Origin of the sequence: Nocardia aurantia (genome assembly GCF_009604425.1) — a bacterium.
GTDB classification, from domain to species: Bacteria; Actinomycetota; Actinomycetes; order Mycobacteriales; family Mycobacteriaceae; genus Nocardia; species Nocardia aurantia.
On sequence record NZ_WEGI01000009.1, the window covers coordinates 146,958 to 168,566 of the forward strand.

A 21,609-nucleotide genomic window follows, 5' to 3' on the forward strand; every position below is an offset into this window, starting at 1 on the left:
CGGTGGTGACCATCCGAGTCGCGTTTCGGCGGTAGGTTGACAGTGTGAGGAGTCAGCCGCACATACTCGGGATCGTGCTCGCCGGCGGCGAGGGCAAGCGACTGTTTCCGCTCACCAGGGATCGTGCCAAACCGGCGGTTCCCTTCGGGGGCGCGTACCGACTGATCGACTTCGTACTGTCCAACCTGGTGAACGCCGGATTTCTGCGGCTCTGCGTGCTCACCCAGTACAAGTCGCATTCGCTCGACCGGCACATCTCGCAGACCTGGCGACTGTCCGGGTTCGGGGGCGAGTACATCACCCCCGTACCGGCCCAGCAGCGGCTCGGGCCGCGCTGGTACACGGGCAGCGCGGACGCGATCCTGCAATCGATGAACCTGATCTACGACGAGGACCCCGACTACATCGTGGTGTTCGGCGCCGACCACGTGTACCGGATGGATCCGGAACAGATGGTGGCGCACCACATCGAATCCGGGGCGGGGGTGACGGTGGCCGGTATCCGGGTGCCGCGCAGCCAGGCCAGCAGTTTCGGCTGCATCGACTCCGACGAGTCGGGCCGGATCACCCAGTTCCTGGAGAAGCCCGCGCATCCGCCCGGCACCCCGGACGATCCGAACGTCACGTTCGCGTCCATGGGCAACTACGTGTTCAGCACCAAGGCGCTGGTGGACGCCATCCGTGCCGACGCCGACGACGCGGATTCCGACCATGACATGGGTGGCGACATCATTCCGGCGCTGGTCTCGCAGGGCGAGGCCGGCGTCTACGATTTTGCCCTGAACGACGTGCCGGGTTCCACCGATCGCGACCGGGGCTATTGGCGCGACGTCGGCACCATCGACGCCTTCTACGACGCGCACATGGATCTGGTCTCGGTGCACCCGGTGTTCAACCTGTACAACCGGCACTGGCCGATCCGGGGCGCCACCGAGAACCTGCCGCCGGCGAAATTCGCCAAGGGCGGGCTGGCCCAGGAGTCGATCGTCGGCTCCGGCAGCATCCTGTCCGCGGCGACGGTCCGCAATTCGGTGCTCAGCTCCAACGTCTTCGTCGAGGACGGCGCCACGGTCGAGGGCAGCGTGGTGATGCCGGGCGTGCGCATCGGCCGCGGCGCGGTGGTCCGCCGCGCCATCCTGGACAAGAACGTGATGGTCGGCGAGGGCGAGATCATCGGCGTCGACCTGGACCGCGACCGCGAGCGGTTCGCGGTCAGCCACGGCGGCGTCGTCACCGTGGGCAAGGGCGTCTGGGTATAGCGGCCGAGCGCCGCGCGGGGGGCGATCACCGGCGGCCGCTGCGGCCGAGTCGGTGATCGCTCGTCCGGCGCCGTCGTGCACGGCCGCCGCCGTGAGTACCGGTTACAGGTGGCGGGTGGTGTCGATGCCGAGCGACATGCCCGCGAGCCCGCGGCGGCGGATCGCCAACTTGTCGGCGATCTCCAGCAGGGCCGCGGCGGCCGGGTCCTGCGGATCGCTCAGCACGATCGGGATGCCCGAATCGCCGGCCTCGCGCAGTTCCTGGGTGATCGGGATCTGGCCCAGCAGCGGCACATTCGCGCCGACCGCCTGGGTGAGCCGGTCGGCCACCGCCTGGCCGCCGCCGGAGCCGTAGAGCTCCATCCGGCTGCCGTCGGGCAGGTCCAGCCAGGACATGTTCTCCACCACGCCCGCGATGCGCTGCCGGGTCTGCAGGGCGATCGCGCCGGCCCGTTCCGCCACCTCGGCGGCGGCCGGCTGCGGGGTGGTGACCACGAGGATCTCGGCGTTCGGGATGAGCTGGGCGATGGAGATCGCCACGTCGCCGGTGCCCGGCGGCAGATCCAGCAGCAGGACGTCCAGATCGCCCCAGAACACGTCGGCGAGGAACTGCTGCAGCGCGCGGTGCAACATCGGGCCGCGCCACACCACGGGCGTGTTGCCCTGGGTGAACATGGCGATCGAGATGACCTTCACGTCGTGCGCGACCGGCGGCATGATCATCCGCTCGACCTGGGTCGGCCGTTGATCGTTGGTACCCAGCATGCGCGGGACCGAATGGCCGTAGATGTCGGCGTCGAGCACGCCGACGGACAGTCCCCGCTGGGCCAGCGCGGCCGCGAGGTTGACCGTCACGCTGGATTTCCCGACCCCGCCCTTACCGGAGGCGACCGCGTACACCCGGGTCAGCGAGCCGGGCTGGGCGAAGGGGATCACCGGTTCGGCCGAATCGCCGCGCAACTGCTTGCGCAGTTCGGTGCGCTGCTCGTCGCTCATCACGTCGAGTTCGACGGTGACCGCGCCCGCACCCGGGACATCGGCCACGGCCCGGGTGACCAGCTCGGTGAGCCTGGTCTTCAACGGGCAGGCGGCCGTGGTGAGGTAGATCTCGACATGCACGCCGCCGTCGGCGGCGACCGCGACACTTTTCACCATGCCCAGTTCGGTGATCGGTTTGCGGATCTCCGGGTCGTTCACCTTGGCGAGAGCGCCGCGTACATCCGATTCCGTTACCACTGGCATGTGCGCGAGTTTATGCGGACCCGATCCGGACCGGCCGCGCGGGCGGTACCGATCCGGCGGGCACGGTCACATGCGATTGTTCGCCTGCCCCGGGCCGACGCCCTCGCGGTAGGCGGTCTCCCAGGCCATCACGTTGGCGACGTACGCCATCGAGTGGTTGTAGCGCATGATCGCGCGGGACTGCTGCGCCGGATCGTTCATGTCCAGGCCGCCCTCGCAGAGGTACTTCCCGGCTGTCAGCGACGCGTCGAAGATGTTCTGCGGATCGGAGGTGCCGTCGCCCTTGCCGTCGGCGGCGTACTTGCGGTACGTGCTCGGCAGGAACTGCATGGGGCCGACCGCGCGGGCGTAGGAGGACATACCGTCGAGCTCGCCGCCGTCGGTCGCGTTGACGACCTGGTTGCCGCCGAGGCTGCCGTCGAGCACCGGGCCGTAGACCGGGTTGATCGGGTAGCCGTTCTCGTCGAGTTTGCCGTAGGCGTGGTGCGATTCGATCTGGCCGATGCCGGCCAGCTGCGACCACGACATGTGGCAGTCCGGATTCTCCTGTGCCAGCACCCGTTCGGCGTTGGTGTAGGCGGCGTAGGCGACACCCGGTATGCCCAGCGGGCCGGCCACGGTGGTGGCGGCGACGCGGTTCGCCGGAAGTTTGTTGCTGCGCACCGTCGGCGGGCCGGGGTGGCGGGCCACGTGCATCAGGGAGTCGTCGGTCGCGAGGTGTCCCTCGGCGGCCACGGCCGACAGTCGCGCCTCGGCGGCGACGGTCTCGGCGTCGCCCGTGACCTGCTGCGGAGCATTCATCGCCGCGAATTCGCCCGTGTTGGCCTCGGTGGTGGCGGCCGCGCTGACGGCGACCACACCCGCGGGCACCAAGCCGGTGAGCGCGAGAACGGGATTGACGGAAGTGCGCCGGGCCGGCGGTTTGCTGTGACGTCCCACGGTGTGGCTCTTCTCTGCTCGCTGCGAGCGTCTGTCAACGCAACGAGTTGAGATTACCGCATCCGAGACACTTTCGTTACTCCTTCGTGACCGGCTTTTCGGTTTGTCGATCTCCCTGCCGGGCAAGGAGGTTGATACCGGGCGCCGATCAGGGCTGCGGCTGCGGCGGGACCGGCAGCGGGATCGTGATGCCGAACGGCAGCGTGATCGCGGGCGGGGGCGGCGGCGTCGCCGGGTCCGCGGGCTGCGCGGGCGCGTCGTCCGACATCGGCCCCGGCTCGGGGGTCTTGCTCGGCTGCTGCGGTTCGGCCGGTGGCGGATTCGCGGCACCCGGGGCCGGTGGGGTACCCGGCGTACCGGCCTGCTCGGTCTGCGTGCACGCGGCGGGCTGCTGCGGTGCGTTCGGGTCCACGGCGGCCGGATCAGCCTTCTGATCCGGTGCGGCACCGGGTTTCGCTCCGGGCGCCTGGGGAGCGTCGGTGGCCGCGGGCATGTCGGTGGTCGTCACCGGACCGCCGGGCGACCAGCGCCGCGTCCCGAGCGCGGGGTCGTTCGGATCGATCGGCGCCGGAACCGCCGCCGGATCACAGGGATTCGGGCGCGGCGGCGGGCAGAAGATGCCGCACGGGATCGGCGGCAGGCCCGGGATGACGATCATCACCTGGGTCGGCGGCGGCGCCGGGGCCACCGGGGTGGTGGGGGACGGGCGGTCGCCGGTGGTCGGAATGACGGTGTTGACCGCCAGAATGTCCGGTGCGACGGGCTGCGACCCCGGCGGGATCAGATCGGGGGAGATCGGCACCTGGGTCGGCACGCCGCCGGTGGCGTAGGCGTTCGACCAGCTCAGCACCTGCGCGGCGTAGGCCAGGGAGTTGTTGTAGCGCAACACCGCTCGCAATTGCTGCTGCGGATCGCGCAGATCCAGCCCGCCGGTGCACAGGTACTTGCCGGCGGCCAGCGCCGCGTCGAACACGTTGTTGGGGTCCGGATGTCCGTCGCCGCGGCCGTCGGAGGCGTAGTGCGCCCAGGTGCCCGGGAGGAACTGCATGGGCCCGATGGCGCGCACATAACTGCCGTCCGCGGCCTGGATGATCTCGTTGCCGGCCAGCGTGCCGTCCAGCGGCGGACCGTAGATCACGCCGAGGGTGGTGCCGTTGGCGTCGGTGCGGCCGTTCGCCGCGTGATTGGACTCCACTTTTCCGATGCCCGCCAGCAGATGCCACGTGATACCGCAGTTCGGCATCGACGATTGCAGGGCCAGTTCGGCATTGCGGTACGCGGCCAGCACGATTTCCGGGATGCCGAGGGCGCCGCCGCCCGGCAGTGAGATGTCGTGCAACGGAACCGTTCCGCCGAACAGCGGGACACCCTGGGCGGGGCCGAGCGCGCGCAGTTTGCGGGGCGGTTCGGGGGCGGCGGGCACCAGGCCCACCGAATCGGCGTCCTCGGCGGGAAGCGCCGAAGGCGCGGCGGCCGGGCGGATTCCGGGATGCGCGGGCGCCTGCACCGCCGAGCCGGAGGCCAGCACACCTGCCACCATGAGCGCCGATACGGTTACTGGACCAGATATTCGCATCGACGCACCAACCCCTCGTAGTCGTGAGAGCTGTGGTTCGAGGCACCGGAAAACCGGGATCGATACCGACTGCTCGCGAGCAACGTGATCCAGGTTACCCATGAGTCAGCTTGTTGTTATCGACATTTGCGGTCAGACGCCCTCTGTTCGGGGTCCGTTCGGGACCGCCGCAACGGATCTGCCAGGCTGGGAGCGCCGTCCGAGCAATCCCGACCACAGGAGCAAATGTCATGACGACACGCCGCAGGAGTCCCGCCACGCGACGGTCGGTGCTCGCCGTTCCCGGCAGCAATCCGCGGATGATCGAGAAGGCCAAGGGACTCGCGGCGGACGAGATCTTCCTCGACCTGGAGGACGCCGTGGCGCCCGCGGCGAAGGCCGCCGCGCGCGCGAACATCGTTGCCGCCCTCGTCTCCCCGGGCTGGGGCGAGCAGATCCGGGTCGTGCGGGTCAACGACTGGACCACGCAGTGGACCTACGCCGACGTGATCACGGTCGTGGAGGGCGCGGGCCGGGAACTCGACGCGATCCTGCTGCCGAAGGTGACCGACGCCGGTCAGGTCCGCGCACTGGATCTGCTGCTCACCCAGCTGGAGAAGGCCGGCGGGCTGGAACCGGGCGGCATCGGTATCGAGCCGCAGATCGAGAATGCCCTGGGACTGCGCAACATCGACGAGATCGCCACCGCCTCCCCGCGGGTGCGGACGCTCGTGTTCGGCCCGGCCGACTTCATGGCCAGCATCAACATGCGCACCCTGGTCGTGGGTGAGCAGCCGGAGGGTTACCAGCCCGGCGACGCCTACCACCACATCCTGATGACCATCCTGCTCGCCGCGCGGGCCCACGGCCTGCAAGCGATCGACGGTCCGTACCTGCAGATCCGGGATCTCGACGGGTTCCGGCGCGCCGCGGGCCGCACGGCCGCGCTGGGTTTCGACGGGAAGTGGGTGTTGCACCCCACCCAGATCGACGCCGCGAACGAGATCTTCAGCCCGCGGCAGGCGGATTACGACCGCGCCGAGGAGATCCTGGACGCGTACGCCTATCACACCTCCGGCGCCGGGGGCGCCCGCGGCGCGGTGATGCTCGGCGACGAGATGATCGACGAGGCGAGCGCCAAGATGGCGCAGGTGATCGCGGCGAAGGGCCGGGCGGCGGGCATGACGCGCACGGCCGCGTCCGAACCGCCGCACAGCGCCGGGCGGGACTAGGATGTCCGTGTTATGACCAATCCCTTGGGCAACGCGAATCGCAATCGGTCGGGCCTGCCGACGCCGCCGTCGGGGTGGCCGGTCGGCTCCTACCCGACCTACGCGGAGGCGCAGAAGGCCGTCGACTATCTGGCCGACAATCAGTTCCCGGTCGAGAACGTGACCATCGTCGGCGTCGACCTCATGCAGGTCGAGCGGGTGCTGTACCGGCTCACCTGGGGCAAGGTCATCGGCGGGGGCATGGTGTCCGGCGCCTGGCTCGGCCTGTTCCTGGGCCTGCTGCTGAGCCTGTTCACCTCCGGCGGCGCCCTCGGCCCGCTGGTCGTGGGTCTGATCGGCGGTGTGATCTTCGGCGTGATCTCCACCTCCATCCCGTACGCCGCCACCCGTGGCCAGCGTGACTTCGCCTCCACCATGCAGTTGGTGGCCGGCCGCTACGACGTGCTGTGCGAGCCGAAGGCGGCCGAGCAGGCGCGCGACATGCTGGCCCGGCTGGCCATCTAGCCGCATGCAGGTCCTGGACCGGGTGCGAGCCGCCGTCCTGGCGTATTACGGTGCGCCGTCGGCGGATTCGGCCTCGGTGACCTTCCTGGGGCTGGAGCCGATCGAGATCCTCCGGGTGCGCGACGGCGACCACATCCACTACGTGACGCTCGGCGGCAGCCGCCATCCGATGACGGATCCGGCTGCGGCCGTGGCGGATCCGGAGCGCGGCCCGCGCGCGGAACTGGTGCTGACGCTGCGCGGCGGCCTGGGCGCGCACTCCGGCCTGACTCGCGCGCTCGGCGTGCTGATCGCCTCGCCCTCGGTGGAAGGCATTGTGCTGCAAGAGGATGCGCTGCTCGACCTCGGGGAACCGTTGTGGCACAACGCCCCCTTCACCGCGGCGCTGCTGGGCGCCGCGCCGGTGCCGCCGGTGCCGCTGCCGGAACCGGCGGAGCCGGTGCGGTTCCTGTCGGCGGTGCCGGTCACCGCCACCGAGGCGGCGTGGGTGCGGATCCGCGGCGCGGCGGCGTTGCGCGACGCCTGGGACGAGGCGAGCATCGACATCCGCGATCCGCGCCGGGCGGCCGCCGCGCTGTGACCGGTTACAGCCAGTCGTTGTGCCGGAAGACCAGGAACAGCCCGCTGCAGATCGTGACGATCACGACCAGCACGAGCGGATAGCCGAACGTCCACGACAGTTCGGGCATGTGCTGGAAGTTCATGCCGTAGATGCCGGCGATCATGGTCGGCACGGCGGCCATGGCGGCCCAGGCCGAGATCTTGCGCATATCGGTGTTCTGCTGCACGCCGACCTTCGCCAGGGCGGCGTTGATCAACGAGCTCAGCGCCTCGTCGAAGTCCCGGATGTGCTCGGCGACGACGGTGTGGTGGTCGGCGACATCGCGCATGTACCGGCGGATCTCGGTCGGCAGCACGGTGTCGTTGCTGAGCAGTTGCAACGGCACGGTCAACGGCGCGACCGCCCGCCGCAGCTCGACCACCTCGCGCTTGAGCTGGTAGATCTCCTCCACCGCGATGTGGCTGCGCGGGGTGAAGACGTCCTCCTCCATCCGGTCCACGTCGTCCTCCATGGACTGGGCCACCTCGACGTAGCTGTCGACGATGTGGTCCGCGATCGCGTGCAGCACCGCGGTCGGGCCCAGCGCGAGATGTCCGGGATCGGCCTCCAGGCGGCGCCGGACCCCGGTCAGCGGGGTGTGGTCGCCGTGCCGGACCGTGACCACGAACGAGGGGCCGACGAACATCATCACCTCGCCGGTCTCCACGATCTCGCTGATGCCGTGGCGCGGGTGCTCCAGATACTTCACGGTGCGCAGCACCAGGATCAGGGTGTCGTCGTAGCGTTCCAGCTTCGGCCGCTGATGGGCCTGCACCGCGTCCTCGACGGCCAGCTCGTGCAGGCCGAAGGTGTCGGCCACCTCGGCCATCTGGGTCTCGTCCGGTTCGTGCAGGCCCACCCAGACGAATCCGGACTCGCGCTTCCGCACCTCGGCCAGCGCCGCCGCGGGCAGCAGCCGGCCCGGCAGCCGCTCGCCGTCCACGTAGACCGCGCAGTCGACGATCGCGCGCGCGGTCGGCACCGGGATCCGATGAACGGGTTCCTCGGGCTTGCGACGATTGCGCAACGACGACAGGGGTGGAATGGAGGGCACGAGCTGGATGGTAGCGGTACGGGCGTGCCTGTTCGAGTCCCGGATATCGCCCGCGCCACGGCCCGCCGCGACGCCGCGGCGGCCCCGGGTTCGGCAAGATGGAATCTCGTGCGCATCGACCTCCATACCCATTCGACCGTCTCGGACGGCACCGACACTCCCGCGGAGCTGGTCCGGCGGGCGGGCGCGGCCGGGCTCGACGCGGTCGCCCTCACCGATCACGACACCACCGCCGGCTGGGACGAGGCCGCCGCGGCCCTGCCCGCCGGGATGACGCTGGTCCGCGGGATGGAGATGTCCTGCACGGGCCTCGGCGAGGACGGCCGCCCGGTCCCGGTCCACTTGCTGGCATATCTGTTCGATCCGGCCGACTCGTCGTTCGCCGCCGAGCGCGAGCGGCTGCGCGGCGAGCGGGTGGCGCGGGTACGGGCGATGGCCGAGCGGATGGCCGCCGACGGCCTGCCGATCGATCCGGACGCCGTACTGGCCGGCGCCGGCGCGGTGGCGGGCCGCCCGCATCTGGCCCGCGCGCTGATGGCGGCGGGGGTGGTGCCGACGGTGGACGCCGCCTTCCGCGAGCTGCTGGCCCCGCACAGCCCCTATTACCTGGACAAGGCGGATACCCCGCTGGATCGCGCGGTGGCCATGGTGGCCGCGGCGGGCGGGGTCACCGTGGTCGCCCACGTGCGGGCGCGCTCGCGGGGCCGGCTGCTCGATCTCGCGGAGGTGCGCCGGCTGGCCGCGCTCGGGCTGGGTGGCATCGAGGTCGACCATCCGGACCACGCACTCGCAGATCGGGAAATATTGCGTGAACTCGTGACCGAACTGGGCCTGATCGCGACCGGATCCTCGGATTATCACGGCGCGGACAAGGCGATCGAATTGGGTGGATTCACAACGGATCCGGAACAATTCGAGCGCCTGATCGACAAGGCCTCCGGGATATCGGTGATCGCCGCGTGAAGGCGCTGCGGGCGTTGAGCGGACTGGTCGCGGGCGGGCTGGTGGTCCTGACCGCGGTGCTGATCGGCGCGGCGATTCTCGGTGCCCAGCGGGGGTTTCCGGGTCCCGGCACCGGGCGGCTGTCCTGGCATGTGGGGCTGACGGTGCTCGCGGTCGCGGCGCAGGTGTTCGCCGATCGGCATCGGGGTACGGCCGCGCTTTCCGGATCGCTGGTCGTTTTTGTTGCGACAGGTTACCTGTTGGTTACGCAGTGGTGGAATTGAGCCCTGCGTGTCGGTTGCGGCAGGGTGAATTGTGCCCGAATATTTTGGGGTATGGGTGAATTGGTCGCCGATGTGCTCGTGGTGGGGGGCGGCCCGGCCGGGGCCTGGGCGGCCCTCACGGCGGCGCGCGGTGGCGCCCGGGTGGTCCTGGTGGAGAAGGGGCGCTGCGGCAGCAGCGGTCCCAGCGCCCGGGGGCCGGTCTCGCTCTGGTACGTCCCGCCCGGCCCGGCGCGCGACGAGGCCGTGCGGCAGAGCTACGTCCAGGGCGGTTGCCTCGGCGATCCGGACTGGATGCACCGGGTCCTGGAGGAGGCGCACCGGCGCGTCGACCGGTTGATCGGGGCCGGACCGCGCGGATTTGGCGGACGCGACGAGCGGGCCGGCCGGGTGACGATCGAGGGCGCGCAGTATCTGGCCCGGTTGCGCCGCGGCCTGGTGGCCGCGGGGGTGCGCATCCTCGATCACCATCCGGCGCTGCAGCTGCTGGCCGACAGCGCGGGCACGATCTGCGGCGCCACCGGAGTCCGGCTGCGCGGTGGCACGGAGTGGACGGTCCGGTCCGGGGCGGTGGTGGTGGCCACCGGCGGGTGCGCGTTCCTGTCCGGTGGCCCCGGTACGGATGTGGACACCGGCGACGGACTGCTGATGGCCGCCGAGGCCGGCGGTGAGCTGTCGGGGATGGAGTTCTCCAACGCGTATTCGCTGGCACCGGTCGGGCGCCGCGGACCGGCCGTGGTGGGCGAGGAGGTGCCCGTGGCGGACCCGGCACCGCGTTTCGCCGCTTTCTACGACGACGAGGGCGCGGTACTCGGCGGTCCCCTCGGATCGCACGCCGCCGCGTTCGCCGTACTCGCCGACGGGCGGCGGGTCTACGCGGCGCTGGACGATCTGCGCGCGGGGGCGGACCGGGTGCTGCTGCGCGCGGTCCCGGAGGGCACCGTGCGCGGTACCGGCGGCCTTCGCCTGATCGGATTCGATTGCGCGACAACGGTTCCCGGTCTCTTCGCCGCGGGCGACGTGGCGACCAGGGAGCCGATCGCCGGCGCGGTCGGCGGATTCGGCGGGCAGGGCGGGGCATGGGCGATCTCCTCGGGCGCGTGGGCGGGGGCGAGTGCCGCGCGGTTCGCGGCGGCGAGCGGCGGGCGCGCGCGGCGGGGGCGGCCGGTACCGGGGGCGGGCCTGAACGCGGCGCCCGGCATCGATCCGCGGGCGGTGGTCGGACTGGTTCAGGAACACACCCTTCCGCTACGGCGGAGTTACTGGCGTAGCGCGGGCAGCCTGCGCGACAGCATCACCGAACTGGACGCGCTGTGGCCGGTCACCGAATTCGGGCTGGGCGGCAGCGGAGCGGACCGTCTGCACGCGCGGCAGGCGGCGGCGCTGCTCGCGGTGGCGCGCTGGACGAAATACAGCGCGCTGGCGCGCACCGAGACGCGCGGCATGCATCGGCGTACCGATCATCCGGGGGCGGGCAGCGATTGGCGGCTGCGATTGGTCTCCGGCGGTGTGGAATCGGTCTGGGTACGGCCGGAACAACCCGATCCGGATGCGCCCTCGCCGTGGGCGGACCTGACATCCGCATGAACTCCCGGTGATTCACCGGCGCCTCGGATCATCGACGAGTTTTTGTTTACCAGACAGTAATTCGCCTTTTCCGGCGATGTACGGGAATCGCGCGGTGACGTTTACCTCACGGTAGCTGCACGCGGACCGGTCACCGCGCCGGAGGGCCCTCGCCGGGGCGTGCCGCGCGGTGGCGGCGGGTCCGGCGACCGTGCCTCGGGAGACCGGTCTCCACGTCCGGGCCCGCCGCATTTCCGCAGGCAGTGCCGCAGTGGTGGTTCCGTCCGCGCGGCGATTTGGCACGCGGGTGCCGATGCTGGCAGAATGTAGCGGATTCCCGGCCGGTGCCACCGCCCGGAGCGGGAAGTTCGATGTTCCTCGATGCGTGCGCACGGCTCCGGTCCGGGAACATCGGTAGCGGATTACCCGGACCCACCCCTCCGGGTGTGGTTCGGCGACTCCGGCGCGACGATGCCCTCGACGACATTCAGTTTTACTTTGTGCGATTTGTGCGATGTAGACGATGGCGATTTCGTGCGCGACATGCGACAGTGACACCACCGTAACGACGATGTCGTTCCGCCCACTGCAACGATGGTGTTCCGGACCGTCATCCAGAACAGCGAAAAACCGGTAATAGCAATACCAGCCGGTAACCGAACACCCGTTTAGCCCGGACCCTGCAGGAGTGAAATCGTGTCACCTGTGACTGACGCAGCGAATGCCACCACCCCCGAACGTGAAGACCTGTCCGCGATCACCGACGAGGAGATCTTCGCCGGCCACCTCGGTGGCAAGTTGTCGGTAGAGCTTGCCGCGCCCCTGGAGACCCAGCGGGACCTGTCCATCGCGTACACCCCGGGTGTGGCCCAGGTCAGCCGGGCGATCGCCGCCGACGCGGACCTGACCAAGCGCTACACCTGGACCGATCGGCTGGTCGTGGTGGTCAGCGACGGCACCGCGGTGCTGGGCCTCGGCGACATCGGCCCGCGCGCGTCGCTGCCGGTCATGGAGGGCAAGGCCGCGCTGTTCAAGAAGTTCGCCGGTCTGGATTCGATCCCGATCGTGCTGGACACCAAGGACGTCGACGAGATCGTCGAGACCCTGATCCGGCTGCGGCCGAGCTTCGGCGCGGTCAACCTGGAGGACATCTCGGCCCCGCGCTGCTTCGAGATCGAGAAGCGGGTCATCGAGGCGCTGGACTGCCCGGTCATGCACGACGACCAGCACGGCACCGCGATCGTGGTGCTGGCGGCGCTCACCGGCGCGGCCAAGCTGCAGGGCCGCGACATCTCCGGCCTGAAGGTGGTCACCTCCGGCGCCGGCGCGGCGGGCGTGGCGTGCACCGAGATCCTGCTGGCCGCCGGCGTGCAGGACATCGTGGTGCTCGACTCCCGGGGCATCGTCGGCACCCACCGCGACGACCTGAACCCGGTGAAGGACGACCTGGCCCGGCGCACCAACCCGCGCGGGCTCACCGGCGGCGCGGCCGAGGCACTGGCGGGCGCGGACGTCTTCCTGGGCCTGTCGGCGGGCACCGTCGACGAGGCGCTGATCGCGTCGATGGCGCCGGAGTCGATCGTGTTCGCGATGTCCAACCCGGATCCGGAGATCCACCCGGAGGTCGCGAGCAAGTACGCCGCGATCGTGGCCACCGGCCGCAGCGACTTCCCGAACCAGATCAACAACGTGCTGGCCTTCCCGGGCGTGTTCAAGGGCGCGCTGGATGCCGGCGCCCGCCGCATCACCGAGGGCATGAAGGTGGCCGCGGCCAACGCGATCTTCGGCGTGGTCGCCGACGAACTGGCCCCGGACCGGATCATCCCCAGCCCGCTGGACCCGCGGGTCGCCCCGGCCGTGGCGGCCGCTGTCGCCGCCGCGGCGCGCGCCGAAGGCGTTGCGTAACAAGGTAATCCACCATGGCGGAGGGTCGGGCTGGCGGTCGCCGGAACGCCCTCCGCCATCGGTGTCCGGGGCGCTGACCGCATTGGTGACCTCGGTGCTCACGGTCGTACTGCTGCTCGGGGTGACGGCCGCCGCGCCGATCCGCACCGGTAGCCGGCTCGGCGACGGCGTCGCCATCGCGGGAGTGGCGCTCACCCCGCCGATGGGCTGGAACACCTGGAACAGCTACGGCTGCGACCTCTCCGATCGGATCGTGCGCCAGGCGGCGGACGCGATGGTGTCGAGTGGGCTGCGCGACGCCGGGTACCGGTATGTGATCGTCGACGACTGCTGGTTCGATCCGGCCCGCGGCCCCGGCGGCGTGCTGCGCGCGGATCCGGCCAGATTCCCGCAGGGCATGAAGGCGGTGGCCGACTACGTGCACGCCCGCGGCCTGAAGTTCGGCATCTACGGGAGTCCCAACGACCGCACCTGCGCGCAACTCGGCGGCGCCTACCCCGGCCGCACCGGCAGCGCCGGCCACGAGGCCGCCGACGCCCGCACCTTCGCGGACTGGGGTGTGGACTACCTCAAATACGATTGGTGCGCACCGGAATCCGATCTGGACCGGCAACTCACGGCATTCACCCGGATGCGGGACGCGTTGCGCGACACCGGCCGTCCGATCGTCTACAGCATCAACGCGAACAGTGACGTCCTCGCCGTGCCGCCGGGCGCGATCTACGACTGGTCCGGGATCGCCACGATGTGGCGCACCACCAACGACGTCACCCCCGCCTGGGCGCTCGGACTCGGCGTCGCCACGAGCCAGGGCATCCGCGAGATCCTCGACACCACAGCACCTCTCGCGGCCCGCGCCGGACCGGACCACTGGCCGGATCCGGACATGCTGGAGATCGGCGTCGCGGGCATCCCCGGTTCGCTCACCCCCGGTCTGACCGCCGCCGAACAACGCACCCAGTTCGGCATGTGGGCCCTGCTGGCCGCGCCGCTGATCGCCGGAAACGCGCTGCCGTCCATGGATTTCGCGACCCGGGCGCTGCTGACGAATCCGGACGTGATCGCGGTGGACCAGGATCCGCTCGCCGCTCCCGCGACGGCCGTCCCGGGAACTGCCGGAAAGGTGTGGCGCCGCAATCTGTCCGACGGTTCGGTGGTGGCGGCGCTGTCGAACGACGACCGTTCCGCGACCCGGATCGACACGTCGGCCGCCGCCGTCGGTCTGCCCGCCGCCCCCCACTATCAGGTACACGACCTGTGGACCGGCGCCACGTCGACCACCGACGGCCCCCTCGGCGCGACTGTGGCCGCGCACGACACGGTTCTGCTGCGACTCCGCCCGGACACCTCGGCATAGCGATCCGAATCACCGCGCGCCGCAGCCGCTTTCGGATCGGCCCCGGCCCTGCCGGGGCGGCGTGCCCGGAAGTGGCCACCGGGCGGATCGATCGGACTCGCGTGCACGGGCAGCCGATCCGGGCGGTGGATCGGTCGGGTGGCGGATCGGTTCGGGCGGCACTGCGTGGCCCGCAGCCGCCGGCGGATCGGTTGGGCCGCCCTGCATCGGGGGCCGGCACCGGCCGTCGGCTGCTTCCGGATCAGTCCGGCTGGGAGAAGCGCAGAGTGTTCCCGAACGGGTCGGTGATCATGAAACCGGGCCCGCCGGGTCCGGGCTCGGGGGCGCCGGGCCGGCCGTACCGGTAGTGGTGGGCCGCCAATTCGGCGTGCAGGGCGTGGATATCGTCGACCCGGATCCACACGACCGTGCCCGGGGTGCCGTCGCCGTGGTGTTCGCTGAGATGGAGCATGGTGCCCGAACGCGAGACCTGTGCGTACAGCGGCAGGTCCGGCTCGAACCGATGCTCCCAGTCGACGGTGAACCCGAGATGATCGCGATAGAACTCGTAGGCCTTGGCCACATCGAAGATGCGCAATATCGGGACGGGTGCGGCAAATCGGATCGAGTCGGCGGCCATGCGTCGACGTTACCCGTCGGGCGTCGGCGGCGGACCGGCCCCGTGGACGTCGTCGGCGAGCCGACCCGTGGACATTGCCGGCGAGCTGGCCCATGGACATCGCCGGCGAGCTGGGCCGTGGACGTCGTCGGCGAGCTGGCCCGTGGACGTTGTCGGCACGGCGGGCCGTGGACGTTGTCGGCGAGCCGCCATGTGGACTTTGCTGGCGGGCCGGGCCGTGGACGTTGTCGGCGAGCCGCCATGTGGACTTTGCTGGCGGGCCGGGCCGGGCCGTGGACGTTGTCGGCGAGCCGCCATGTGGACTTTGCTGGCGGGCCGGGCCGGGCCGTGGACGTTGTCGGCGAGCCGCCATGTGGACTTTGCTGGCGGGCCGGGCCGGGCCGTCGGCGTTGTCGGCGAGCCGCCATGTGGACATTGCCTGCGGGCCACCCACGTCGACATGCCGGCGGGGCGGGCTTGTGGACAATGTCGGTGTGCAGCGCGGTCGCATTTTGGTCATCGAGGACGCCGACGCCATTCGGGCGGCGGTGACGACCGCTCTGTTCGCCGCTGGGCACGAGGTGCTGTCCCGCGCGGACGGCGCCGGTCTGGAACACGACCTGGCGGTCTTCCGCCCGGATGTGGTCGTGCTGGACGTGATGTTGCCCGGCCGTGACGGATTCGCGCTGCTGGAAACGGTGCGAGCGCGCTGCGAGGCGGGCGTGGTGATGCTGACCGCCCGCGACGGCGTCGAGGACCGGGTCCGGGGCCTGCGCGCCGGATCCGACGACTATGTGGTGAAGCCGTTCGACCTGACCGAACTGGTCGCCCGGATCGAGGCGCTGCTGCGGCGGATGGGCCGCCTGCAGGCCAAGCTCACCATCGGTGACCTGGTGGTCGATGTCGACTCCGGCGTGGTGGTGCGCGGCGACCGGCAGGTGGCGCTCACCGCCACCGAATTCAAACTGCTCACCTACCTCGCCACCCATCGCGACCGGGTGCTGACGAAGACCCAGAACCTCACGGCCGTCTGGGGTTACGAGGATTACGACCCGAATCTGGTGGAGGTGTACGTCAGCGCGGTGCGCCGCAAACTGGAGGAGCACGGCCCGCGGCTACTGCAGACCGTCCGCGGCCTCGGTTACACGCTGCGGGTCGGTGACCGGTGAGGACGGTGTCGCTGCGGCGGCGGGTCACGCTGACCGCGGTGGCGATCGCCGGGATCGCGCTGCTGGCGATGGCGTTGACGGTACACAGCCTGTTCGGGCTGGTGATCCACCGCAGCGAGAACGCGGTGCTCACCGACCGCGCGCAACTGGCCCGGCAACTTGCCCAGGCGGACACCCCGCCCGCGGAGCTGATCACCCGGATCGACAACCGTTCGGTGCGAGCTCATCTGGTACTCGCCGACGGCCGGGTGTTCGGCAGCCTCGGCCCGCACCGCGACGAGGACGGCGCCACTCGCCCCCGGCTGATCCAGTTGACCGGCCCCGGTGAACTGAACCACGCCCGCCTGACCCTCCAGGTGGATTCACCGTTGTTGTCCCGCATGCAATCCCGCCTGGGCACGGTGCTGATCGCCGCGACGGTCGCCGCGATCGGCGTCATCGCGGCGGGCCTGTGGCTGGGGGTCGGCCGGGCGCTGGCCCCGCTGGACGCCATGACCCGCCTGGCCCGCGAGACCGCCCGCGGCGAACGCGGCCGCCGCCTCTCCCCGGACCGAACCGACACCGAACTGGGCCGCACCGCAACCGCTTTCGACGAGATGCTGGACGCCCTCGAAGGCGCCGAGGCCCGCGCCCGCACCTCCGAGGAGCACCTGCGGTCGTTCGTCGCCGACGCCGCCCACGAACTGCGCACCCCCGTCGCCGGCATCCGCGCGATCGCCGAGGCGGTCCTGCACCAGCCGCTCGGCGCCGACCCGGAGGAGCAGCAGCGCATGCACCTGCTCCTGGCCCGCGAAGCCCAGCGCGCGGGCCGCCTGGTCGAGGATTTGCTGGACATGGCCCGCATCGACGCCGGCCTGCACCTGCATCGCACCCCGACGGACCTCTACGACCTGACCGCCACCCACGTGGACCGCATGCGAATCCTGCACCCCGACATCGACTTTCGCCTGACCGGCGCCCACCACACGGCCACCGTCGACCCCGACCGCATCGGCCAGGTCCTCGCGAACATCCTGAACAACGCGTGCCAGGCCGTGGCCGCCGCCTACCCGCCCCCCGAGCGAGGGATCGTAGCCGTGACAGTCACCGCCTTCCCGGAAGCCGTCGAGATCACCGTCGCCGACAACGGCCCCGGCGTACCCCCCGCCGATCGCGACCGCATCTTCGACCGCCTGGTCCGCCTCGACTCCGCCCGCGACCGCCGCCCCCACGGCACCGGCCTGGGCCTGGCCATCGCCCGCGGCACAGCCCGAGCCCACGGCGGCGACCTGACCTGCCCACCCCCACCCACCGGCCACGGCGCCGTCTTCACCCTCCGCCTGAATCGTGTCGTTCCGAATACCCGGCTCGACAGCGAAACGTCTATCGAGTAGACTTAAAACAGTCCAGGCAATAGACTGCCGCGTCATGATTCGCGAGGAACCGACCAGGAACGTTCTCGGAGAACTAATGCGTGCCGGTTGGTCGAGAAAACGTCGAGGTAGAGGTAGCCACAGCTTGTGGCAGTGCTCAGGTGGTCTGCATACGACGGTGGTGCCGGATGGTCACACCGAGATCAGGCCCGGCGTGGTCCGGACGATCCGGCGCGCCGTCCAGGGCTGCTCGTGCGGGAAGGAAGAGGACCTGTGAAATACACGGCTCATGTCACCGGGCGCGAAGGGCGCTGGTGGTCGGTCGAGATTCCGGTGCTCGGTGCGGAGGCGCAGACCCAGGCGCGCCGGCTCACCGATGTCGAGGCCGAGGCGCGCGATTACATCTCGGTCGCTCTCGACATCGTGCCGTCGACCATCGAGGTCGAAGTGGTGATCGGTGACATCGGTCGCGCGCACGACGTGCAGCGCAGATCCGAGCGGATCCGTGCCGCGCGGGCCGAGGCGCAGCGCCTGGAGCAGGAAGCGCAGCGCGAAACGCAATCGCTGGCAGGTGAACTGGCCGCGGAGAAGATCCCGGTGCGTGATATCGCCACGTTGGTCGGCACGACGTTTCAGCGTGTCGGTCAATTGGTTTCGGGATCCGCCGCGGGGCGGTCACCCGAGGCGGGCTGAGGATCGGCTGAAGGTCGGTGGGGGAGAGGGTGATCTTCAGCGGGGCTTCAGGTGGGGCGGGGAGATTCGGTGGCGGAACGTACCGAATCGGAAGGGAACGAACGTGAAACGAATTGTCGCAGGGTTGCTCGCCGGGGTCGCCGGGGTGGCGGCGGTCGCCGTTGCCGTGCCGGGGATCGCCGCCGCCGATGGGCCGCAGTGCAATCCGCAGGCGCGAGTGCAGGCGCGGGATACGGCTCGGGCTCAGGTGGCGGCTTATCTGGCGGGGCATCCGGAGGCGGCGGCCGAGGTCGCGAAGGTGAAGGGGCTGCCCAAGGAGCAGCGGCGGGCCGAATGGCAGACGTTCCGGCAGGCGCATCCACAGCAGGCGCGGGAGATCCGGGCGGCCCGGCAACCGATCATCGACTATCGGGCGGCCTGTCACCGCTGAACGGCGCGGCGGCGGCGCCGGGCGGATGTTTGCTGTGCGGGGGCTGTGCGGCGGTCGTACACTGCGGACATGCTCGACCAGGCGCCGTTGCGCGCCACAGATATCGCGTACGCGTGCACATTGCTGAACCGTGCCTACGCCGACGGACAACTCGACGGCGTCGAGCATCGAGAGCGGGTCACCGCGGCGATGTCGGCCGAGACCGTCGGCGAATTGCGTTCGCTGACCGCTGATCTGCGACCGCCGCGCGCGGGATCTGTTGCGGGGCAGAGTGATTCGCGACCGTCATCCGGCCGGACCTCGCACAGCCGGCGTGCGATCGTGATCGCCGCGGTCTTCGGGATCGGCGCGGCGGCGGGCTACGCGTACGGGCTCGCCACGCGCGAACCGCGGGAGACGGTGTCCGCGAACACGACTCCGGGAACCGGCCGCACCGCAGCCACCCCGACCACGATCGCCGCACCCCGGGCGCTGCACACCGCCGCTGGATTCTCCGCATTCGTCGCAGCGGTGTCGCGCACTTTCGGCGACACGGTCGTGGACGATGCCAGCGTCTACCCCGACTACGCGGTGGTGACGCGCGGGGTGCCCGGCGAGCCCGCTCATGCGCTGCACTTCTCTTATCGGGGCACTTTCGACAAGGGCAGTCCGATGTCGCGGCAGCCGGGTACCGGGGTGGTCGATCTCGCCCGGGTCGATGTGGCGAAACTGATGGATCTGCTGGCCACGGCCCCGCAGACAGTGGGGGTGCCGCAGCCGAAGACCACCTACTTCAGTGTCGACGGGTACGACGGCGGGCGGTCGGTGATCTACGAGACCGATGCGTACAACGTCAGCGGATATCTCATCGCCGGGCTGGACGGAACCGTGAGTTCGGTGCATCCGGCGCCGCACTGATTCCCCACCCGCGCGGCTCGGAGATCCACCCGCACTCCACCCGCGGGTGGTGGGGCGCGGGACCGCCGGCCGCGATCGTGGAGGCATGAGTTCGGCGCAACTTCTCGACATCGTCCTCGTCGTGGCGGTCCTCGGCTGGATCGTCTACCGGCAGACCCGATGGCAGGTGCTCGATCCGGCGCGGATCTGGCGGATGCCGATCATCCTCACGGTGATCGGCCTGATCTCACTGCGATCCACACCGATCGACGGCGACAGCTTCGGGACGGTCGCGGTGCTGCTGCTGGCAGGTAGTGGTCTGCTCAGCCTCGGGGTCGGCGCGCTGATGGGCGTGATGTCGCAGCTCCGCGTTGCCGAGAACCGGTGGCAGGCCCGCACCGGATGGGCCGGGTCGCTGTTGTGGCTGGTGCTGGTGGCGGTTCGGGTCGGGGTCGATGTCGGTGCGAACGCGCTCGGCGCGAAGATCCTCACCTCCACCGGCGTCATCCTGGTGATGGTGGCGCTGAACCGGGTGGGGCGCACGCTCGTCCTGGTCCGCCGGGCGGACCTGCGGCTGATCGTGGCCGGTCGTGCTGTGGACACGGCGTCCGGTGGGCCGGGCACCGGATACCGCCGCGGCCCGCGCGAGAGATACCGCCGACGGCTGGGCGAGGGATACCGCAGCGGGCCAGGTGACAGATACGCCGGTGGGCCGGGTGAGAGATACGCCGGTGGGCCGGGTGAGAGATACGCCGGTGGGCCGGGTGAGAGATACGCCGGTGGGCCGGGTGAGAGATACGCCGGTGGGCCGGGTGAGAGGTACCCCGGTGGGCCGGGCGAGAGCTACCCCGGTGGGCCGGGCGAGAGATACTGAGCGGCGATGTCCGGATCCCGGTTGGCGACGCTCCCGTCCAGGCTGTTGCGCCTGGTCGGGTTCGTCGCCGTCGTCTCCGCCGGTGGCGGCGGGCTGCTCCACCACGGGTGGTGGGCGGTCGCCGCGATGATGTCCTGGACCGGGTGGGTGATCTGGATCGTGGCGCCGGAGCGGCCGCGCTGGCCGACCGTGACCTGCCTGGTCGCGATGGCGATCGGCGGCGGGCTGACCACCGCGTGGTCGGCGGGCTCGGCGATCACCGCGCTGGCGGCCGTGTTCGCGGGTTTCGCGCTGCTGGAGGAGCCCGTCGCGGTGGGCGCGGTGATCTCGGCCTTGGCCATGTTCTGCTCGGGGGTCTCGGAACTGGTCTCCGGCGACGAACCGCGATCACTGCTGGCGGTGATCTCCGGCGCGCTGGTGATGGGCTTGATGGGCTGGACCCGGCGGCAGTCCCGGATCTCCGCCGGGCAGAACCGGTTGCTGGTCGAGCAGAACCGGGTCATCCGGGCCGAGCGCGACCGCGCGGCGGCCCTCGCCGAACGCGGCCGCATCGCTCGCGACATGCACGACGTGCTGGCGCACACCCTGGGCGGGCTGGTCCTGCAACTCGATGCCGCCGACGCCCTGCTGGAGGCCGGTGAGGTCGACCGCGCGGCCGAACGGGTGCGGGCGTCGCACCGGCTGGCGGTGTCCGGGCTCGCGGATGCCCGGCAGGTGGTGGGCGCCCTGCGCGCCGAAGGAGTCGACCTGGGGGCCGAACTGCAGCGACTCGCCGACGATCACCGCAGCGGCGGCGGCCGGGTGGAACTCCGGGCCGATGCCGACCTGCGCGGCCTGGACGAGCAGACCGCCGTCGCGGTGTCCCGCGCGGTGCAGGAGGCGCTGACCAATGCCCGCAAACACGCTCCGGGACAAGTGGTCTCGATCGATCTCCGGACCTCTGCCACGGAACTCGGCGTGGTGGTGACGAATTCGCTGACCCACCGGCTGGGTGCGTTGGCTTACAGCGGTTCCGGGGCGGGGCTGCTCGGTATGACCGAACGGATCAGGGCACTCGGCGGCACCGTCAGCGCGGGCCGCGCGGACGGCCGATGGACCGTCCGCATGGCGGTGCCGATCACCACGCCCTCCTCGGAAACCGATGCGGCACAGCAAGAATCCGAGAAGGGATGACACTGTG

At 70.6% G+C, this 21,609-nt stretch carries 21 protein-coding genes; 16 read left to right on the plus strand and 5 right to left on the minus strand.

The genetic code is table 11. The annotated features are described in order from the left end of the window. Nucleotides 1-44: 44 nt before the first annotated feature. Nucleotides 45-1,259, plus strand: a complete 1,215-nt coding sequence (gene glgC, locus NRB56_RS20820) for a glucose-1-phosphate adenylyltransferase (RefSeq protein ID WP_319943282.1) — start codon at nt 45-47, stop codon at nt 1,257-1,259. Nucleotides 1,260-1,361: 102 nt separating this feature from the next. On the opposite strand, the gene NRB56_RS20825 is transcribed toward glgC, so the two are convergent. From NRB56_RS20825 to NRB56_RS20835, 3 genes are all read right to left on the minus strand, one after another. Next, nucleotides 1,362-2,501 (minus strand): Mrp/NBP35 family ATP-binding protein, encoded by a 1,140-nt coding sequence (locus tag NRB56_RS20825; RefSeq protein ID WP_153344716.1) that lies wholly within the window; start codon nt 2,499-2,501, stop codon nt 1,362-1,364. A 66-nt stretch (nt 2,502-2,567) separates the two neighbouring features. Beyond that, nucleotides 2,568-3,440 (minus strand): lytic transglycosylase domain-containing protein, encoded by an 873-nt coding sequence (locus NRB56_RS20830; protein ID WP_319943283.1) that lies wholly within the window; start codon nt 3,438-3,440, stop codon nt 2,568-2,570. Between the two features lie 148 nt (nt 3,441-3,588). Continuing rightward, nucleotides 3,589-4,980: a lytic transglycosylase domain-containing protein gene (locus NRB56_RS20835; RefSeq protein ID WP_227838089.1), complete on the minus strand. Its 1,392-nt coding sequence runs from the start codon at nt 4,978-4,980 to the stop codon at nt 3,589-3,591. Between the two features lie 266 nt (nt 4,981-5,246). Between NRB56_RS20835 and NRB56_RS20840 the strand changes: the two genes are divergently transcribed. The 3 genes from NRB56_RS20840 to NRB56_RS20850 are packed head-to-tail and all read left to right on the plus strand — an operon-like array spanning nt 5,247 to nt 7,311. After that, a complete protein-coding gene (locus NRB56_RS20840) occupies nt 5,247-6,227 on the plus strand; it encodes an HpcH/HpaI aldolase/citrate lyase family protein (protein ID WP_153344720.1) in 981 nt (326 codons plus the stop codon). Between the two features lie 12 nt (nt 6,228-6,239). Further along, nucleotides 6,240-6,731 carry a general stress protein gene (locus NRB56_RS20845; RefSeq protein WP_153344722.1) on the plus strand — a complete coding sequence of 164 codons (492 nt, stop codon included), beginning with the start codon at nt 6,240-6,242 and terminating at the stop codon, nt 6,729-6,731. Between the two features lie 4 nt (nt 6,732-6,735). Then, entirely contained in the window at nt 6,736-7,311 is a 576-nt protein-coding gene (locus NRB56_RS20850) for a suppressor of fused domain protein (RefSeq protein WP_194290923.1), read from the plus strand. Nucleotides 7,312-7,315: 4 nt separating this feature from the next. Here the strand turns inward: NRB56_RS20850 and NRB56_RS20855 are convergent, their stop codons facing one another. Then, complete coding sequence (locus tag NRB56_RS20855; RefSeq protein ID WP_319943284.1) at nt 7,316-8,386, minus strand: magnesium and cobalt transport protein CorA; 1,071 nt, start codon at nt 8,384-8,386, stop codon at nt 7,316-7,318. A gap of 108 nt (nt 8,387-8,494) precedes the next feature. Between NRB56_RS20855 and NRB56_RS20860 the strand changes: the two genes are divergently transcribed. From NRB56_RS20860 to NRB56_RS20880, 5 genes are all read left to right on the plus strand, one after another. Continuing rightward, on the plus strand, nt 8,495-9,349 hold the full coding sequence (locus tag NRB56_RS20860; RefSeq protein WP_319943352.1) for a PHP domain-containing protein: 855 nt from the start codon (nt 8,495-8,497) through the stop codon (nt 9,347-9,349). After that, nucleotides 9,346-9,612: a hypothetical protein gene (locus NRB56_RS20865; protein WP_319943285.1), complete on the plus strand. Its 267-nt coding sequence runs from the start codon at nt 9,346-9,348 to the stop codon at nt 9,610-9,612. The genes NRB56_RS20860 and NRB56_RS20865 overlap by 4 nt, the downstream gene beginning before the upstream one ends. 51 nt (nt 9,613-9,663) lie before the next feature. Further along, nucleotides 9,664-11,196 carry an FAD-dependent oxidoreductase gene (locus NRB56_RS20870; RefSeq protein WP_153344724.1) on the plus strand — a complete coding sequence of 511 codons (1,533 nt, stop codon included), beginning with the start codon at nt 9,664-9,666 and terminating at the stop codon, nt 11,194-11,196. 675 nt (nt 11,197-11,871) lie between these two features. Continuing rightward, nucleotides 11,872-13,080, plus strand: coding sequence for an NAD(P)-dependent malic enzyme (locus NRB56_RS20875; RefSeq protein ID WP_319943286.1), 1,209 nt, complete (start codon nt 11,872-11,874; stop codon nt 13,078-13,080). Nucleotides 13,081-13,174: 94 nt separating this feature from the next. Continuing rightward, nucleotides 13,175-14,437, plus strand: a complete 1,263-nt coding sequence (locus tag NRB56_RS20880) for a glycoside hydrolase family 27 protein (RefSeq protein WP_319943287.1) — start codon at nt 13,175-13,177, stop codon at nt 14,435-14,437. A 241-nt stretch (nt 14,438-14,678) separates the two neighbouring features. On the opposite strand, the gene NRB56_RS20885 is transcribed toward NRB56_RS20880, so the two are convergent. Further along, nucleotides 14,679-15,056 carry a glyoxalase superfamily protein gene (locus NRB56_RS20885; RefSeq protein WP_153344728.1) on the minus strand — a complete coding sequence of 126 codons (378 nt, stop codon included), beginning with the start codon at nt 15,054-15,056 and terminating at the stop codon, nt 14,679-14,681. A 473-nt stretch (nt 15,057-15,529) separates the two neighbouring features. Between NRB56_RS20885 and NRB56_RS20890 the strand changes: the two genes are divergently transcribed. The 7 genes from NRB56_RS20890 to NRB56_RS20920 all read left to right on the plus strand — a co-directional run bounded on the left by NRB56_RS20890 (nt 15,530) and on the right by NRB56_RS20920 (nt 21,602). Beyond that, nucleotides 15,530-16,204: a response regulator transcription factor gene (locus tag NRB56_RS20890; RefSeq protein WP_319943288.1), complete on the plus strand. Its 675-nt coding sequence runs from the start codon at nt 15,530-15,532 to the stop codon at nt 16,202-16,204. Beyond that, complete coding sequence (locus NRB56_RS20895) at nt 16,201-17,577, plus strand: sensor histidine kinase (protein ID WP_319943289.1); 1,377 nt, start codon at nt 16,201-16,203, stop codon at nt 17,575-17,577. The genes NRB56_RS20890 and NRB56_RS20895 overlap by 4 nt, the downstream gene beginning before the upstream one ends. A 126-nt stretch (nt 17,578-17,703) precedes the next feature. After that, nucleotides 17,704-18,249 (plus strand): hypothetical protein, encoded by a 546-nt coding sequence (locus tag NRB56_RS20900; RefSeq protein WP_227838091.1) that lies wholly within the window; start codon nt 17,704-17,706, stop codon nt 18,247-18,249. Between the two features lie 103 nt (nt 18,250-18,352). Next, nucleotides 18,353-18,679 (plus strand): hemophore-related protein, encoded by a 327-nt coding sequence (locus NRB56_RS20905; protein WP_194290924.1) that lies wholly within the window; start codon nt 18,353-18,355, stop codon nt 18,677-18,679. Between the two features lie 69 nt (nt 18,680-18,748). Beyond that, nucleotides 18,749-19,576: a DUF1707 SHOCT-like domain-containing protein gene (locus tag NRB56_RS20910; protein ID WP_153344736.1), complete on the plus strand. Its 828-nt coding sequence runs from the start codon at nt 18,749-18,751 to the stop codon at nt 19,574-19,576. 85 nt (nt 19,577-19,661) lie between these two features. After that, complete coding sequence (locus NRB56_RS20915) at nt 19,662-20,429, plus strand: hypothetical protein (protein WP_153344738.1); 768 nt, start codon at nt 19,662-19,664, stop codon at nt 20,427-20,429. A 6-nt stretch (nt 20,430-20,435) separates the two neighbouring features. Then, nucleotides 20,436-21,602 (plus strand): sensor histidine kinase, encoded by a 1,167-nt coding sequence (locus NRB56_RS20920; protein WP_153344740.1) that lies wholly within the window; start codon nt 20,436-20,438, stop codon nt 21,600-21,602. Nucleotides 21,603-21,609 lie beyond the last annotated feature (7 nt).